We start from the raw sequence: 15,783 nt of genomic DNA on the forward strand, positions 1-15,783 counted from the left end.
GCTTGGCTCGCATTGGTTCGCGAACATGATGCTCGCGAGGGCCGCGGAAATACGCCTGCAACCTCTGCATGTCAAGCGACGGTCAGCGCGAGGCCGACGACGTCGATCACATAGGCTGCATCGGACCCGAAGACGGACGTCACATGACGTCAGGCTCGATCTCCTGCACGACGCTCTGATCCTGAGATTGAGGTAGCGCTGCCTGCTATCTGCTAGGCTCGCAAAAAAGTGAGCTGTCGCCGTCACAGGCTGTCGGTTCCGCTCCGGTCCGTTCGTCTTGCATCCAGAACGAACTGCATGGGAGGTCCGGAATGAGCAATTCGACCTATCGCTGGGTGATCGTCGCGGCCGGCGGCCTGCTTGGTTGCGTCGCGATCGGAGGCATGTTTTCGCTGCCGGTGTTCCTGCAACCGATGGCGCGGGAGACCGGCTGGTCGGTGACCGGCATCTCCAGCGCGATGACGATCGGCTTCCTCGCAATGGCCTTCACCAGCATGGCCTGGGGGACGCTGTCCGACCGGTTTGGTCCGCTCCCGGTGGTGCTGACCGGGTCGGTCGTGCTGGCGGCGAGCCTTGCGCTGGCGAGCCAGGCAACCTCGCTGCTGGCATTCCAGTTCGTGTTCGGCGCGCTGGTCGGCGCGGCGACGGCGGCGATCTTCGCGCCGATGATGGCCTGCGTCACCGGCTGGTTCGACACCCATCGCAGCCTTGCCGTCTCGCTGGTATCGGCCGGCATGGGCATGGCGCCGATGACGATGTCGCCGCTTGCCGCCTGGCTGATCTCGCACCATGACTGGCGGACCGCGATGCTGATCGTCTCGGCCGTGGTCGGCGCGATCATGATCCCGATCTCGTTCCTGGTGCGCCGCCCGCCGGCGCTACAAGGCGATCATGTTGAAGCAGCCGCCACCAGCGGGGAGCCGCAGATGTCGCTGGCGCAGGCGCTGCGCTCGCCGCAATTCCTCATCCTGATCGCCACCAATTTCTTCTGCTGCGCCACCCATTCGGGCCCGATCATCCACACCGTCAGCTACGCGGTCACCTGCGGCATTCCGATGGTCGCCGCGGTGACGATCTACAGCGTGGAAGGGCTGGCAGGCATGGGCGGCCGCATCGCCTTCGGCCTGCTCGGCGACCGCTTTGGCGCCAAGCGCGTGCTGGTGCTCGGGCTGCTGGCGCAGGCATTCGGTGCGCTCGGCTATGTGTTCGCGCACCAGCTTGCCGCGTTCTACGCGGTCGCGGCGACCTTCGGCTTCATCTATGCCGGGACCATGCCGCTCTATTCCGTTTTGATCCGCGAGAATTTTCCGCTGCGGATGATGGGCACCGTGATCGGCGGCACCGCGATGGCCGGCAGCCTCGGCATGGCGACCGGGCCGCTGGCCGGGGGCCTGATCTACGACACCTTCGCGAGCTATACGTGGCTCTATGTCGGCTCCTGGGCGGTCGGCATCGGCGCGTTCCTGATCATGATGATGTTCCGCCCGATGCAGACGGCGCGGCCGGACGCGGTGCCCGCGCCGGCGTGAGCTTGCGCTGCGCGTGGAACGAATTGCTTTCGCCTCACGCGCGGGCGCGCTTCGGGCGCCGGATCGCGCGCACTTTGTTGTTGGTCGAGCCGCTGCCGCAGAAGAACCGGTCGCTGCCGTCGGATTCGAGCCCGGAGACGTTCACGCCTTGCGGCATCTCGATCCGCTCCATCACTTCGCCGGTCTGCGGATCGATCCGCCGCACGTCGCTCTGGTCCTCTTCCCAGGTGCCGTGCCAGAGTTCGCCATCGACCCAGGACACGCCGGTGACGAACCGGTTGCTGGCGATGGTGCGCAGAACCTTGCCGGTGTCCGGATCGACCTGGATGATGCTGCGGTCGCGATACTGGCCGACCCACAGCGAGCCTTCCGCCCAGGCGAGGCCGGAGTCGCGGCCGCCGCCGGGCGAGGGGATGGTCGACACCACGCGTCCGGTGTCCGGCTCGATCTTCAGGATACGGTCCTCGGCGATCTGATAGAGATGCTTGCCGTCGAAGGCGGTGCCCGCATGGGCCGCGATGTCGAGGGTGCGGGTGGTCTTGCCGCTGTCGGGATCGAACGCAACCAGCCGGCCACCGGCCGCGAACCAGACCTGCTCGCCGTCGAAGCTGACGCCGCCCACGCTCTCGACGCCGTCGAAGGCGTATTCCCGGATGATCTCGGCTTCAAACTTCTTCATGCTGCGCTCCTGTGATTTCGGCCCTGATGCTAGCCATTCGGCAGCGGGGCAGGGAGTAACAACGTCGTCGTGAATCCCGGCACCGGCGGCGTCATCCAGCGCCGGGCACGGGCGCGGCCGACCGGCTGCACCTTGCCGCTGGCGGCGAGCGCGTCGAGCGCGCGCTGCACGGTGCGCTGGCTCGCGCCGAGCGCGACCGACAGCGCCGAGCTCGACCAGGCCTCGCCGTCGGCGAGGAACGCCAGCACCGCTGCATGTTCTTCCTCCACTGGCAGCGCCAGCACGGCGACGTCGTGCCGTCCGTGCGGCTTCAGCACGAATCCGTCCGCGGTGGCGTTGAGATCGGCGAGTGGCCGCAGGGCCCGGCGCAGCCGACCGATCTCGACCCGCAGCCGGGCGCGGTGCGATTCATCGGCATGCTTGCCGCGAAACGCCCGGGCGATCAGCGTGCCGCGCGAGACGTCCTGCGGCCACGCTTCAGCCAGCGCGCGGACGAGCGCGAACAGCACCGGACGGCGCGTCAACGACACCGTGGCGCCGGCATCGCGCACGACATAGCGGCAGGCGTCGACGACCAGCGCCTTCGACGCCATCAGGGTCTCGACCTCCTCGAGCAGCAGCGGCCGCTCGCTGCCGCGCGCGATCAGGCGCGCCGCGGGTGTCGTGAGCAGCTGTGCAGTACTCTCTACTTCAGCATTGAGTTCGGCGATCCCGGCGTTGCGTGCGGCATCCTTTGCCCTTGCCAGCGCTTCGCGTGCCGGCTTCGTGCGCAGCCGCCGCATCGCGATGCCGGCGACGACCAACTCATGGCCAACCCGCAGCGCCGGCGGGAACGGTGCCGGATCGAGGTCGTCAAGCATGCGCTCGGCGGCGTCGAGGCTGCCGATCAAGAGCAGGCGGCGGATCTCGAGATAGCCAGCATGCGCAGCGTTGAGCGCATCGCCGCGTGCCGCGAGCGTCGCGCGCGCCGCGGCGAGGCTCTTGCCGGGAAACGACAGGTCGCGCGACACCAGCGCGATCTCGGCTTCCGCCACCACGCAGCGTGCCCGGGCGATCGCCTCGCGCGGGCCGAAGGCACGGCCTGCGCGCCGCAACAGCTCCTTGGCGCGGGCGAAATCGCCGAGCCGGGCCATCGCGATGCCGCGCAGCGCCAGCGCCGGCGCGTCGTCGCGCAGGGCCACCCGTTTCAGTGCGCCGAGGGGATCACCCGCCGCGAGCGCGCGCGCCGCGGCGATAATCAACGAGTCCATTCGAATCCCGACACACTTGTCACTCTCGCCCTCCGAGGTCCGCTTCTAACCTACCACATGACGACATGGGTTATCTCCAGAGAGATCGAACGATGACTGGAATCGAGACACATCAGGATTGGTTGAAGGGCCGCGTTGGTGGCCGTGGTGCCATCGCCGAGCGCTGGCTGTCGCTGGCGGCGGCGCCGACCTTCGCAGTGATGACGCTGGCGGTCGCGCTGGCGCCGGCCGACTTGATCTGCGGCGCCATGCAGGGAGCGCTTTCATTGCAGGGGATGGTCCCGATGTACGCGCTGATGAGCGCATTTCACCTGGCGCCGTGGTTGCGCCTGTTCCGATGATCCGTTCATCCCTCCGGCAAGGTGAAGACCGCGCAGGGTCGCGCGATGCCGCGCAGCTCATGGGTGCCGAGCGCGACCAGCGGCGTCTCGGTCTCCGCGGCGACGGCACCCGAAACCAGCACGGTCTGTTGCAGCGGCTTGCACAGGCCTTCGAGCCGGCTGACCAGATTGACCGCAGCACCAATCGCGGTGAAGTCGAGGCGGTCGGCCGCGCCGATGTTGCCCCAGTGTACCTCGCCGAGATGCAGCGCCGCGCCGAATGGCAGCGGCGGCAAACCCTGCCTGCGCCGCTCGGTATCAAGATGTGCCATGCCGACGCGCGCCGCCGACACCGCGCGCAAAGCCGCCTCGCACGCGCTGCGCGCGCCGGTCGTGACCGGAAAGATCGCGAGCAGGCCGTCGCCGATGAATTTCAGCACCTCGCCGCCGAAGGCATGGATCGCACCGGCGATGCGGTCGAACCAGGCGTCGAGTGCGGCGATCACCTCGGCAGGCGGGTGGCTTTCCGAGAGCGCAGTGAAGCCGCGGAGATCGGCAAACAGCAACGCCGCTTCGATGCTCTCGCCGGTGTTGCGCCGCAATGGCGATGTCAGGACGCGCGCCGCGCTGCGCCGTCCGAGATAGGCTTCCAACGCCGCCGTCAATGTCGCGCGCGCGGCGAGCGCCGCGAGTGGTGCGGCGGTGAAGCGCGCCGCCTCGCGCAAGCGATCGGCCTCGGCAGGCGTGAAGGCACGCGTTCCGATCCATCCGAGGGTTGGGCCATCGGGACGTGTTCCAATCGTGTCCTGGTGGATCGGGCCGGGCCCCAGCGCGCCGAGCCAGCGCCGGCCGGCATCGGCGGAGCCCACCATGTCCGGCATCGCAAACGGTTGTTCCGGTGCAAAGCCGAGCGCCTCGATGACCTCGCCATTGTCGGCACGCCACAACCAGGTGCGCCTCGCGATCAAGGGATGTGGAACCTCGAGCGTCAGCGCGCCGCCGGCAAGCGGCAGGCCATCCGTGATAAGGTGGCGACCAAGCTCCGCCAGCAACCGGTTGGCGCCCGCGGTCTCGGCCGCGGCGTCGACCAGCCAGCTCAGTGTCGAGGACAGTTGCATTACGCCATCATGGGTTCCGGCGCCGTTCTTATCACGAATTATCCCTGAAGACCCGTCGCCAATAGAGGATGCATCGATGACCGAAGCCTTCATCGTTCAACGCGAGATGCAGATCGCAGCTCCGCCCGCAACCGTGTTCGCGTTCCTGACCGATCCACAGAAGATCGTGAGCTGGATGGGGCTCGAGGCCGAGACCGAACTGCATCCGGGCGGGCTCTATCTGCTCAAGGGCGTCGCCGGCGATCGCTCGAGGACTGCGCGCGGCGCGTTCCGCGAGGTCGTGCCGGTGCATCGTCTTGCCTACAGTTTTGGCTGGGAGGGTGGCGCAGAAGTCCCGCCGGGATCGAGCCTGATCGAGATCGACCTGATGGCGCAGGACAACGGCACGCTGTTGCGGATGACCCATAGCGGCCTGCCCAATGCCGAGCAGTGCGCGAGCCACAGCAAGGGCTGGGCGCACTACCTTGCCAGGCTCGCGCTCGTGGTCGCGGGCAAAGCTCCTGGCCCCGACCACGGTCCACACGAAGGATGACCGTTCTTGCTCACGTCGGCCATTTCGAGCCGAGGATGATCGAACAGAAGTTCGTCCTCGTATAGTTCATGTCCTTCAGGGCCAGCACGTCGGCCTTGACGTTGCCGAAAGTGGACAGCGGCTTCTTGATCGTGCCGCCGGCGAAATGATCGATGATGTTCTCCTTGAAGTTCGCCTCGCGTGGATGGTGTGCGCAGACATGATCGCGGTGCTCGTGCGCGAAATCGTCATAGGCGATGCCGAGCACGTCCATCTCGACGCCGGCGGTGACCAGCGCGATGGTCGGGCGCATATGCTCGGGGACGCCGGGCGTGGTGTGCAGCGCGATCGAGGTCCAGACGTCCTCGATATCCCGCTCCGGTACGCCGTAACCCCTGAGGAAGTCGCGCGCGGCGTTGGCGCCGTCGACCTCGAAACGCAGGTCGGGACTCGCATGCGCGTCGGTGAGGCCCATGTCGTGGAACATGGCGCCGATGTAGAGCAGCTCGGGATCGAATTTCAGCTTGCGGCGGTTGCCGGTCAGCGCGCCCCAGAAGAACACGCGACGGCTGTGGTTGTAGAGCAGGTCGTCCTCGGTATCGCGCACCAACTGGGTGGCGGCGCGGGCCATGGCGCTGTCGGGTACGCGGATGCCGGCGATGATCTCGGTCATTTCAAGACGCTCCTCGATGTGGCAAGACGATTCCGTGGCGTGCGAACACGCGGGCGCCGGCGCTCGTCTCTGCGATGTCTGCGGATCGCCTTGTGGCGTGTTCCGTAGCGTCCTTGTCGCCGGTCCTGGCCCGATCTCGCAACGATCGCGCGCCGCCGGATCGGGCCAAGGAGACGTCGTTTCGCGCCAGCGGGGCGGGGAGACAGTATGGCGGTTCAGAAGGTCGCGATCGCGATACACGAAGGGGTTCAGGCGCTCGACATCGCCGGACCGGTCGACGTGTTCGCGGAGACGAATGGCTTTGTCGCTGATGGCGATGGCTATGAGACCGTGCTGGTCGGCGCCAGCCGCGAACCGCTGCGCGCGTCGAACGGCATGAAGATATCGGCCGATCTGCGCTTTGACGAAGCAGAGGAGACATTCGACATCCTGCTCGTTGCCGGGGGCCCGGCACTGCCGGACGCCGCGCCCGATCCCGAACTGACGCAGTGGCTACGCCGGGCGCCGGAGCGTGCCGGACTGTATGGCTCGATCTGCACCGGCGCCTTCGCGCTCGGCCATGCCGGGCTGCTCGACGGCCACAAGGTGACGACGCATTGGCAGAACGCGCAACGGCTCGCGGCGCGCTTTCCAGCCGCCGAGGTGATCCCTGACCGGATCTACATCCGCGACGGCAGGTTGATGACCTCGGCAGGCGTCACCGCGGGCATCGATCTCGGGCTTGCGCTGGTCGCCCAGCGGCATGGGCCGCAGGTTGCGGTCGCGGTGGCCAAGCGGCTGGTCGTGGTGGCGCAGCGGCAGGGCGGGCAGTCGCAGTTCAGCCCCTTTCTCACCGCGCCGGTCGATGAGGGTTCGCCGATTGCCCGTGCGCAAGCGCTTATCATGCAGCATGTCGGTGAGCGCCATACGCTGCAATCGCTCGCCGAGGCCATCGGCATGAGCGTGCGCAATTTCGGCCGCGCCTTCGCGCAGGAGACCGGCATCACGCCGCACGAGTTCGTCGAACGCGCCCGCGTCGATGCCGCGCGGCGGCTGCTCGAGGGCTCCGACAGGCCGCTGAAGGCGGTGGCCTTCGACTGCGGCTTCGGCTCGGCCGACCGGATGCGCATCGTGTTCACCGAACGGCTTGGTGTGTCGCCCGCGCAGTACCGGTCGAGTTTTCGCAAACTGTGACGCCGTTCATGAAGCGCAGGCCTGATCGCAGATAAGATCAACCTGTCCGAATTGATTTTCAATCATGCAACTCTTTCGCGAGGCTGCCATGGACGCGTTGACGCTCTTCATCATCCGTCATGCCGAGAAGCCGGGCGAGTCCTGGCCGGGGCCCGGCTTCACCGCGATCGGCGTGGCCGATACCGAGTCGCTGGTGCTGCGCGGGTGGCAGCGCGCCGGCGCTTGGGCGGCGCTGTTCGGCACCGATCTCACCGGCGGCGACTATGCCAAGCCTGACGCGATCTATGCCGCGACACCGGGGACGGAGCCCAATCAGCCACCGTCGAGCCGTCCGGCCGAGACGATCTCGGCGCTGTCAGCGCGCCGCGGCCTCACACCCAACCAGGGCTTCGGCAAGGGCGACGAGCCGGCCTTGATGAAGTCGGTGCTGGCGTCGAAGGGCGTCGCGCTGCTGTGCTGGGAGCACAAGGCGATCATCTCCGACATCCTGCCGCTGATCCCGGTCAGCAAGGGCAAGCCGCCGACCAAATGGGAGGGCAGCCGCTTCGACGTCGTGCTGCGCTTCGAGCGTGCCAAAGGCGACGACAAGTTCGCCTTCAAGGAGCTGTTTCCGAAACTGCTGTCGGGCGATTCCGACCAGCCGCTGGGCGGCTGAAGCGTCGCTCAATCGAGTCCAAGCGCCTTGCGCGATTTTTGCGTCAGCTTCGCGGCGATGAGGCGATGCGCCTGGTCGAGATAGGCCCTGAGCTCGGCGTCGGGCAGGGCGTCATTGCCGACCAGCTGCACCCATTTGGCACGCGCCAGATAGGGCGCCGGCCGCGCGAGCTGCTGCTCGATCAAAAGCTGAAACGCCATGTTCGAGGTCTTGAACATGAAGCCGCCGGACCGCTCGATGAAGCCGCCGGCCAGCGCGAACATCTTGCCGCCGACCTTGAACACCGACGTGCCTTCCCATTGCACCACCTTGGTGGCGGCGGGCAGGCGCAGGCAGTGGGCTTCGAAGGTCTTTGGGCGCATGAATCGCAGGCAGGAAAACTGCCAAAGCCATAAGCCAGCCGCCCGAAGGTCGACAAGCCCGGTGTGAGCCGGGGCGACCCCAGGATTGAGCCCGGTCGCTGGCTCGCGCCTGGTCCTCACGAAATCGTGGGTTGTCGTCTGATCCATCTATAGATATATCGTAAGATATGTTTTCAGTAAGGAAATCAACGATGAGAAAATCGATGTTTCGCGACCGGGACGATCACGGCTTTCGGTTTGGCTTCTTCGCCATGGGACGGCACGGCAGAGGCGGCCATCGCTTCGGCCGCGGCGGCCATGGCTTCTTCGGGCGGGGCGGCGGCGGCGACTTTCCGGGATCGCGGCGGCTCTCGTCGCAGGATCTGCAACTCGTCATCCTGGCGCTGCTCGGCGAGCAGCCGGCGCACGGCTACGAGCTGATCAAGAAGATCGAGGAGCGATCGGACGGCTTCTACAGCCCGAGCCCGGGCGTGATCTATCCGGCGCTGACCTTCCTCGAGGAGATCGGCCATGCCAGCGTTACCCAGGACGCGGCCCGCAAGCTCTACAGCATTACCGAGCAGGGCAAGGCGCATCTCGCGGAGAACCGCGCCACCGCGGACACCATTCTCGAGGCGCTGTCACGGATCGGCCGTCGCATGGAGGAGGTGCGCGAAGCCTTCGCCGGCGTCAGTGATCTCGACAGCGAGGCGTCCGACGATGTGCATCGCGCCCGTCACGCGCTGAAGAGCGCGTTGCGCCAGAAGCGTGGCTGCGATGCCGCCGAGGCGCGGCGGATCGCGAAAATCCTGGACCGCGCCGCGGCCGAAATCCTCCAGCAATGACGCGGCCGCAAGGGAGACCCTTCATGTACAACGCCGAACCGCACAGCGCGATCGCCGATGGTCGCGTCACCGCCGTCATCGAGCGCCTTCAGGCCACGCGCCGGGCGCCGGTGAGGGGCAACCCGATGCAGAGCGGCAGCCGCGATCCGCACGACTATGCGGAGCAGGGATTTTCAATTCACCCGGAGCAGGGCGAATTGATCTATCTCCTGTGCCGCGGCCTGCGCGCCAGGCGCGTCGCCGAGTTCGCGACCTCGGTCGGCATGTCGACGCTGTATTTCGCGGCCGCGATGCGCGACAATGGCGGCGGCACCGTGATCGGCTCGGAGATCGTGCCGGCGAAGGTCGTGACCGCGAAGCGCCATCTCGCGGAGGCTGGCCTTGCCGACTACGCCGAGATCCGCGAGGGCGATGCGCGCAAGACGCTGCGCGATCTCGGCGGCCCCGTCGACTTCATCCTGATCGATGGCTGGCCGGGCGACAAGGGACCGACGCTGGCGCGCCAGGTGATCGAGATCGTCGCGCCGCAATTGCGGGTCGGCGGCTATGTCATGAACGACAATGCCGAGGCGGATTTTCTGGAGTTCGTGCGTGATCCCAAGAATGGCTTCGTGTCGATCACGCTGCCGCTCAAGGGTGGCACCGAACTCTGCCTGAAGGTTGCATAGGGGGCGGTTCTTCTCGAAGACAAGTCCTGCTGGCGTGATTGTGAGCCGTCGTGGCATCACGCCATGCTGGATTTTGTCGACGCTTCTTGCTCTGCTCTCTGAAAAATCAGGAGCGAAGCGCCGCATGTCCGATATCTCGCCACATCATCCGCTCGACCGTCCGATCTGGAGCGCGCTGACCACACGACAGCGTGACCTCGCGGAGGGCGGTGCCGATGCCCGACGCTTCCCGCTCGCGATCGCACCTTTTGCCGATATCGCCGACATGTCGCCGCGGAGCTTTGCCGCGCTGGGCACGCTGCTGTCGGGACCTGATATCGCGGTGCTGTTCACGCCGGACCCTGTCGCTGTGCCGCCGGAGTTCAAGGTGCTGCTGGCCGAGACCGGCGAGCAGATGATCGGAACGCCTGCCAATTATACCGCGTCCGACGCCGAGATCGTCAGGCTCGGCGTCGCCGACGTTCCGGCGATGATGGCGTTGACCGAACTGACCAAGCCCGGACCGTTCAGCGCAAGGACGCATGAGCTCGGCAACTTCTTCGGCATCCGCGTCGGCGGCGAACTGGTCGCAATGACGGGCGAACGGATGAAGCCGGGGAACTATACCGAGATGACCGCGGTCTGCGTGCATCCGGACCATCGCGGCCGCGGTTATGCGCAGGCGCTGCTATCGGCGGTCGGCCGCCAGATCGTGGCGCGCGGCGAAATTCCGTTCCTGCATGTCTTCACCAGCAACGTCTCGGCGATCGCGCTGTACCGCCGCCAGGGCATGGAGATCCGCCGCCGTCTGCACATCACGGTGTTGCAGAATCAAGGGTAGGGCTGGGCTGGAGGGGAACTGTCTACTTAAGTAAATGGGGACGAAACAGTTCAGTTCAAGAATTGTCAGGTGCGCCTCCCACCGCGTATGTCCCGCCTCCCTCAAACGCTGGGGATGGAGCGGGGAGCACAGCGATGGCGGTTGCGACTTCAGGCGGATTTGCCCACGAGCGGTTTTCGGCGGCGCGCGAGGCGTTCGAGGCCAATTTCACCGAGGGGGAGGAACTCGGCGCATCGTTCTGCGCCACGATCGACGGCGAGACCGTGGTCGACCTGTGGGGCGGCTTCGCCGACGAGGCGTGCCGGCGGCCCTGGACACGCGAGACCATCGTCAACGTCTATTCGATCACCAAGACCATGACCGCGCTGACTGCGTTGTGGCTCGCCGACCGCGGCGAGCTCGATTTCGCCGCACCCGTTGCGCGCTACTGGCCGGAATTTGCGGCGAACGGCAAGGCCGCCATCACGGTGGCGCAGCTGATGAGCCATTCGGCCGGCCTCTCGGGCTGGCATCCCGCGATCAGCGGCGAGGATTTCTACGACTGGGAGAAGGCGACCTCGACACTGGCCGCGCAGGCGCCGCTGTGGGCGCCGGGCACCGCGTCCGGCTATCATGTCTACACCTTCGGCTTCCTGATCGGCGAGGTTGTGAGACGGATCACCGGCAAGACGCTCGGCATGGTGTTTCGTGAGGCGATCGCATCGCCCTTGCGCGCGGATTTCTGGATCGGGCTGCCGGCATCGGAAGACCATCGCGTTGCCGACCTCGTGCCGTTCCTGCCGTCATCGGCCGGGACCGGCATCGAGATGACGACCATCCAGAAGATCACCTTCAGCGACACCCGGACCGACGTGCCGTCGACCAAAACCCGTGCCTGGCGCGGTGCGGAAATTCCGGCGGTGAATGGTCACGGCAACGCCCGATCGATCGCTGCGATCCAGACCATCCTGGCAACCGGCGGTGTCGCGAACGGTCAGCGATTCATGTCCGAGGCTGGCTGTCGCAAGGCGTTGGAGGTGCAGGTCGATGGACCGGACCTCGTGATGCGCGGCATCTCCGTTCGCTTCGGTCTCGGCTATGGGCTGCCGAGCCCGATCCTCAGCCTGGTGCCGCCTAATCCGAACACGCTGTTCTGGTCGGGCGGCGGCGGGTCGTTCGTGCTGGTCGATACCGATGCGCGCATGACGTTTGCCTATGCGATGAACCGGATGCAGCGCGGACTGGTCGGCGATGCCCGCTCGTTCCGGATCATCCGTGCGATGTGGCGGGCGCTCGGGATGACGCCCTGACCGGTGATGTCGTGCGCTCAGGCCAGCCTGTTGCCGGCGAGATGCACCGTGCGCTTGTCGCAACTCGGATCGATCGCGACCGCGTTGGCCGCGATGTGCCCGCGTGCGGCGACGTTATTGCTGATCTCGACATTCCTGGCGCGGCCGACATAGATCGCGCTGTTCGGCTTGATCCGATAGTAATCGCCGGCACCGAACGTATTGCCGCGAATGAAGGTCTGGCCGATCACATTGCCGGCGATTTTGACGCCGTCGGCATTGCTGACGAAGATCGCGTAGATGTAGGAATCGTCGATGTGGTTGCCTTCGATGATCACGCGCCGGTTTTCGAAATTGCCCTGGAATCCGTTGGCGCCCTGCGGCGGCACCATGCCGACATAAATCGTGCCGAGCGTCTCGCTGCCGCTGGTCAGTTCGTTGGCGCCGTTGACGCAATGACTGAAGCGGTTGTTGCGGAACACGAGGTTGTCGGCAAATCCGGATTCCGACCAGAAGCCGATGTCGCTGCCCGCCTGCAACGCCACCCCGGTCGAGAAGGTGAACTGGCAATTCTCGACGATGGCGTTCGGCGCCTTCATCAGCACGCGGCCGCAGGCGTGGAAATTGCAGCGCAGCACGGTGGCGCCGGATCCGATATGCGTCAGCGAGGTGACGGCATCGCCGACCTTGAGCGGCAGGTCCTGCTGCAACACGACGTCGTAGATCAGATCCGGCTGCGTGGTCGGGCTCTTGTTCTTCCAGAGCTGGGCGATCTTCGCCTTCAGCTCCGGCGCGTGACGCTTGGCGAACTGGGCGACCTTGCCGCGCCCGAGCGAGCGGAACGTTGCGTGATCGCAGCTCTCGATGTCGTCGCCGGCCGCAAGGCCGACGTCCCATTTGGGGCTGAGCAGAAACCGCCGCGGCGCGGGTTTTGCCACGACATAATAGTAGAAGCCGTGCACGTTGATGGCGTCGTCGGAGGTGTTGGCGAAACTGCAATCCTCGATGGTCGGACCGTGCGCGACTGCGGTGAAGTGCGAGCCGTCGGAATTGGTCGAGATCAGGCGGTCGGTCGTCGCGCCCTTCGGCCGCGGTCCCGGAACCACCGAGACCTTTTGCAGCATCATCGTGCCTTCGCCGCCGTTCTCGATGATGCCCATGCCTGGCGAAGCGAGTAACTTCAGGTCGATCAGGCTGGTGGCGACACTGGTGTCCACCGCGATGGCGTGTGCGCCGCCATTGGCGACGGTAACGACGTCGCCGACCGCGACCGGCAGCTGGCTCGGGAAGCGGTCGTTCGCGCTCCAATGTAACTGCACCTTGATCAGGCCTTCGCTGAGGCGCGTGGCGTGGGCCGGCGAGAGAAAGTCGCGTGCGCCGGTCTTCAGCGCCCGGTTGTGGCGGTCCATCACCTTGAAGAAACCATCGGTGAAGGCGGCCAGCAGCGCAGCATCATCGGGATAGCCGGGATCGACCCTCACCGTGATCTCGACCGCCTTCTTGTCGAAGGCGGTGATCGTTCCCTGGGTGAAGGGCAGCGGGTCGTAGTCGATGGTGAGATCACGGACGGTGAGGCGGTTGCAGCCGGAGACCACCAGCGTTCCGGTGCGGGTGGTGTTGATCAGCTGCGCGCCGTTGCCGTTGAGCTCGAAGCCGTACAACTGCCGGAACGCCAGCGGCCGCTTGATCCGGTAGCTGGTGTTCTTCTCGAGGTTGAGGACGATGTGAGCTGGTCCGGCCTTGGCGGCCTCGGCCGCCGCCTTGGCGATTGCGGCCAGCGCCTTGGCGAACGCCGCGTCGGCATCGCCGCCGGACGTCGCCGTGAAAGTTGCCATGTCGAAACTGGCCGCGCTGGGAACCGATACCTGCTCGGCGCGGCCTTCGGTGGGGAGCAGCGGGCTCGCCACGAAAAGCGAGGCAAGCGTCAGCGCTCGCCGGCGGCTGATCGGCATGGGCACGGCTCCTTGCGCGACCGGGATTGGTCGCGCGCATGATCGGTCGGTGGAGATGAATTGGAGCCAAACGGCGAAGACATGGCGACGGGGCTCTCGACGTTGTGAACGACGTCGCCGCCGAAGCTGTCGGATTTGGATATCTTGCCGCGGTTGAGGGATTTTCCTCATTCGTGATGTGTCGATCCGTGGCTATCTTCGTTGGACCGCAACACGATGAGAGAGGATATCTCGATGTCCGAGCAATCCCAGGACAAGCATCCCGTAGCTGATCCGGCCGAGAACAACGCCTTCTTTCCGTCGCCTTATTCGCTTGGACAATTCACCTCGGCCAAGTCGGATCTCTCCGGCGCGGACTATCCCAATGCCTACAAGGGCGGCCGCTGGAAGATTCTGATGATCGCCGCGGATGAGCGCTATCTGCTGTTGCAGAACGGCACGATGTTCTCGACCGGGAACCATCCTGTCGAGACCTTGCTGCCGATGTACCACCTCGACAAGGCCGGCTTCGAGTTCGACATCGCGACGGTATCCGGCAATCCGGTCAAGTTCGAGCTCTGGGCGTTCCCGAACCAGGATGACGCGGTCAAAAGCATCTACCAGAAGTATCTCGGCAGGCTGAAGCAGCCGCTCAAGCTCTCCGACGTGATCGAAGACAAGCTCGGCAAGGACTCCGATTATATCGCGCTGTTCATTCCCGGCGGCCATGGCGCGCTGATCGGTCTCCCCGGAAGCCTGGACGTGAAAGTTGCCCTGAAATGGGCGCTCGATAACGACAAGCACATCGTCTCGCTGTGCCACGGTCCGGCGGCGCTGCTGGCCTCCGCGGTCGGCGAAGCCAAGGGCGACTATCCGTTCAAGGGCTACAAGATCTGCGCATTTCCCGACGCCATCGATCGGACCACGCCCGACATCGGCTACATGCCGGGCGCGCTGACCTGGGCCTTCGGCGAACGGCTGCAGGCGCTCGGCGTCGAGATTCTCAACAAAGACATCACCGGCAAGACGTATCAGGATCGCAAGCTGATCACGGGTGACAGCCCGTTCGCCGCCAACAACGTCGGCAAAGCGGCCGCGAAGGCCTTGCTGGATTCACTCGGCGAGCGCTGAGGGCAAGGCCGAAGTTGCAGACGGCGCGGCGAACTGCCACGCCGCCTGCCATCGGACAGCGCCGCGCGGCTTGCAGGTCCGCGTCGCTTGAGGGAAAGTCCTCAATGCGTCCGGGCGTGCTCAATAGCGGTTCCCGGGACATGATGGCATCAACATGGACCGCTACATCGAAGCCGTGGTTGCGATCGAGGACAGCGAAAGCTTGCCCGCGATTCAGGCGGCCGTGCGGTCGGCAGGCGCGCCGCTCGGCTACGACCGGTTCGTGATGTTCTCGGCATCCCCGGCGCGCGATGACCTGGTCGACCAGATCTACTGGGTCGAAGGCGACTGGTTCGGAAAAGGGGTGACGGTCGATGCCGAAACCTACGTCCGGCATTGTCCGGTGACGCGTAATTTCCTCAACGTGGATCAGTCCTTCTTCTGGACCAAAGTGATGTCGGCGCGCGGTGAAAAGTACCGCGTGGTCCGCACGCCGCGCGGACCTGGCTTTCACGGATTGCAGGTCCCGGTGTTCGGGCGAACTGGCCTTGAAGGCGCGATGAGCCTTGCCGGGACTCGGATCGAGGCGTCGGCGCGGACCCGCGTGGTGCTGACGATGGTCGGCGTCGCGGCGTTTCGCGCTGCCCGCCGGCTGATGCAGGCGCATGCGCCGAACGGTGCGTCGAGCCTGTCGCCGCGCGAGCGCGAAGTGCTGCGTTGGACCGCGGCGGGACGACGACAGGCCGACATCGCAGCGTCGCTGGGGCTATCGATGCGAACGGTGGAAAACCACCTCCGCCGCGCACGATTTCGTCTCGGCGTCGCGACCACGGCGCAGGCGATCCGGCTCGCGATTCGCAGCGGCGAGATCGAGGACTGAACGGGAACCCGG

17 protein-coding genes are annotated in these 15,783 nt (G+C 65.9%); 11 read left to right on the plus strand and 6 right to left on the minus strand.

Translation table 11 applies throughout. The annotated features are described in order from the left end of the window. Positions 1 to 311 precede the first annotated feature (311 nt). A complete protein-coding gene (locus CWS35_RS21845) occupies positions 312 to 1,529 on the plus strand; it encodes an MFS transporter (RefSeq protein ID WP_100953694.1) in 1,218 nt (405 codons plus the stop codon). A 34-nt stretch (positions 1,530 to 1,563) separates the two neighbouring features. On the opposite strand, the gene CWS35_RS21850 is transcribed toward CWS35_RS21845, so the two are convergent. Together CWS35_RS21850 and CWS35_RS21855 are read right to left on the minus strand one after the other, a co-directional pair. Next, positions 1,564 to 2,208 (minus strand): glutaminyl-peptide cyclotransferase, encoded by a 645-nt coding sequence (locus CWS35_RS21850; RefSeq protein WP_024581391.1) that lies wholly within the window; start codon positions 2,206 to 2,208, stop codon positions 1,564 to 1,566. Between the two features lie 29 nt (positions 2,209 to 2,237). Further along, on the minus strand, positions 2,238 to 3,458 hold the full coding sequence (locus CWS35_RS21855; protein WP_100953696.1) for a helix-turn-helix domain-containing protein: 1,221 nt from the start codon (positions 3,456 to 3,458) through the stop codon (positions 2,238 to 2,240). A gap of 92 nt (positions 3,459 to 3,550) precedes the next feature. On the opposite strand from CWS35_RS21855, the gene CWS35_RS21860 reads away from it, so the two are divergent. Continuing rightward, a complete protein-coding gene (locus tag CWS35_RS21860; RefSeq protein ID WP_245438622.1) occupies positions 3,551 to 3,799 on the plus strand; it encodes a hypothetical protein in 249 nt (82 codons plus the stop codon). A gap of 5 nt (positions 3,800 to 3,804) precedes the next feature. Here the strand turns inward: CWS35_RS21860 and CWS35_RS21865 are convergent, their stop codons facing one another. Continuing rightward, the gene (locus tag CWS35_RS21865; RefSeq protein WP_100953698.1) at positions 3,805 to 4,896 is read right to left on the minus strand and encodes an adenylate/guanylate cyclase domain-containing protein; all 1,092 of its coding nucleotides are present in this window, start codon (positions 4,894 to 4,896) and stop codon (positions 3,805 to 3,807) included. Between the two features lie 76 nt (positions 4,897 to 4,972). Between CWS35_RS21865 and CWS35_RS21870 the strand changes: the two genes are divergently transcribed. Then, the gene (locus tag CWS35_RS21870; protein WP_100953700.1) at positions 4,973 to 5,428 is read left to right on the plus strand and encodes an SRPBCC domain-containing protein; all 456 of its coding nucleotides are present in this window, start codon (positions 4,973 to 4,975) and stop codon (positions 5,426 to 5,428) included. Between the two features lie 10 nt (positions 5,429 to 5,438). On the opposite strand, the gene CWS35_RS21875 is transcribed toward CWS35_RS21870, so the two are convergent. Continuing rightward, entirely contained in the window at positions 5,439 to 6,080 is a 642-nt protein-coding gene (locus CWS35_RS21875; protein ID WP_024581396.1) for an HD domain-containing protein, read from the minus strand. Between the two features lie 207 nt (positions 6,081 to 6,287). On the opposite strand from CWS35_RS21875, the gene CWS35_RS21880 reads away from it, so the two are divergent. Together CWS35_RS21880 and CWS35_RS21885 are read left to right on the plus strand one after the other, a co-directional pair. After that, the gene (locus tag CWS35_RS21880) at positions 6,288 to 7,253 is read left to right on the plus strand and encodes a GlxA family transcriptional regulator (RefSeq protein WP_100953702.1); all 966 of its coding nucleotides are present in this window, start codon (positions 6,288 to 6,290) and stop codon (positions 7,251 to 7,253) included. 88 nt (positions 7,254 to 7,341) lie between these two features. Beyond that, positions 7,342 to 7,908, plus strand: a complete 567-nt coding sequence (locus CWS35_RS21885; RefSeq protein WP_100953704.1) for a histidine phosphatase family protein — start codon at positions 7,342 to 7,344, stop codon at positions 7,906 to 7,908. 8 nt (positions 7,909 to 7,916) lie between these two features. Here CWS35_RS21885 and CWS35_RS21890 read toward each other — a convergent pair whose 3' ends face one another. Next, positions 7,917 to 8,270: an MmcQ/YjbR family DNA-binding protein gene (locus CWS35_RS21890; protein WP_100953706.1), complete on the minus strand. Its 354-nt coding sequence runs from the start codon at positions 8,268 to 8,270 to the stop codon at positions 7,917 to 7,919. A 191-nt stretch (positions 8,271 to 8,461) separates the two neighbouring features. On the opposite strand from CWS35_RS21890, the gene CWS35_RS21895 reads away from it, so the two are divergent. From CWS35_RS21895 to CWS35_RS21910, 4 genes are all read left to right on the plus strand, one after another. Continuing rightward, positions 8,462 to 9,094, plus strand: a complete 633-nt coding sequence (locus CWS35_RS21895) for a PadR family transcriptional regulator (protein WP_244442212.1) — start codon at positions 8,462 to 8,464, stop codon at positions 9,092 to 9,094. A gap of 23 nt (positions 9,095 to 9,117) precedes the next feature. Continuing rightward, positions 9,118 to 9,762, plus strand: coding sequence for an O-methyltransferase (locus CWS35_RS21900; RefSeq protein ID WP_100953708.1), 645 nt, complete (start codon positions 9,118 to 9,120; stop codon positions 9,760 to 9,762). 124 nt (positions 9,763 to 9,886) lie between these two features. Continuing rightward, positions 9,887 to 10,582, plus strand: a complete 696-nt coding sequence (locus tag CWS35_RS21905; RefSeq protein ID WP_100953710.1) for a GNAT family N-acetyltransferase — start codon at positions 9,887 to 9,889, stop codon at positions 10,580 to 10,582. A gap of 134 nt (positions 10,583 to 10,716) precedes the next feature. Further along, a complete protein-coding gene (locus tag CWS35_RS21910) occupies positions 10,717 to 11,871 on the plus strand; it encodes an EstA family serine hydrolase (RefSeq protein WP_024581403.1) in 1,155 nt (384 codons plus the stop codon). 17 nt (positions 11,872 to 11,888) lie between these two features. Here CWS35_RS21910 and CWS35_RS21915 read toward each other — a convergent pair whose 3' ends face one another. Further along, entirely contained in the window at positions 11,889 to 13,802 is a 1,914-nt protein-coding gene (locus tag CWS35_RS21915; protein WP_024581404.1) for a right-handed parallel beta-helix repeat-containing protein, read from the minus strand. Positions 13,803 to 14,036: 234 nt separating this feature from the next. Here CWS35_RS21915 and hchA point away from each other — a divergent pair, with 234 nt between their 5' ends. Together hchA and CWS35_RS21925 are read left to right on the plus strand one after the other, a co-directional pair. Next, positions 14,037 to 14,912 (plus strand): glyoxalase III HchA, encoded by an 876-nt coding sequence (hchA, locus tag CWS35_RS21920; RefSeq protein ID WP_100956592.1) that lies wholly within the window; start codon positions 14,037 to 14,039, stop codon positions 14,910 to 14,912. A 154-nt stretch (positions 14,913 to 15,066) separates the two neighbouring features. Continuing rightward, positions 15,067 to 15,771, plus strand: a complete 705-nt coding sequence (locus CWS35_RS21925) for a PA1136 family autoinducer-binding transcriptional regulator (RefSeq protein WP_100953712.1) — start codon at positions 15,067 to 15,069, stop codon at positions 15,769 to 15,771. The last annotated feature ends 12 nt before the right edge of the window (positions 15,772 to 15,783 follow it).

The sequence above is a fragment of the Bradyrhizobium sp. SK17 genome, assembly GCF_002831585.1.
Lineage (GTDB): Bacteria > Pseudomonadota > Alphaproteobacteria > Rhizobiales > Xanthobacteraceae > Bradyrhizobium.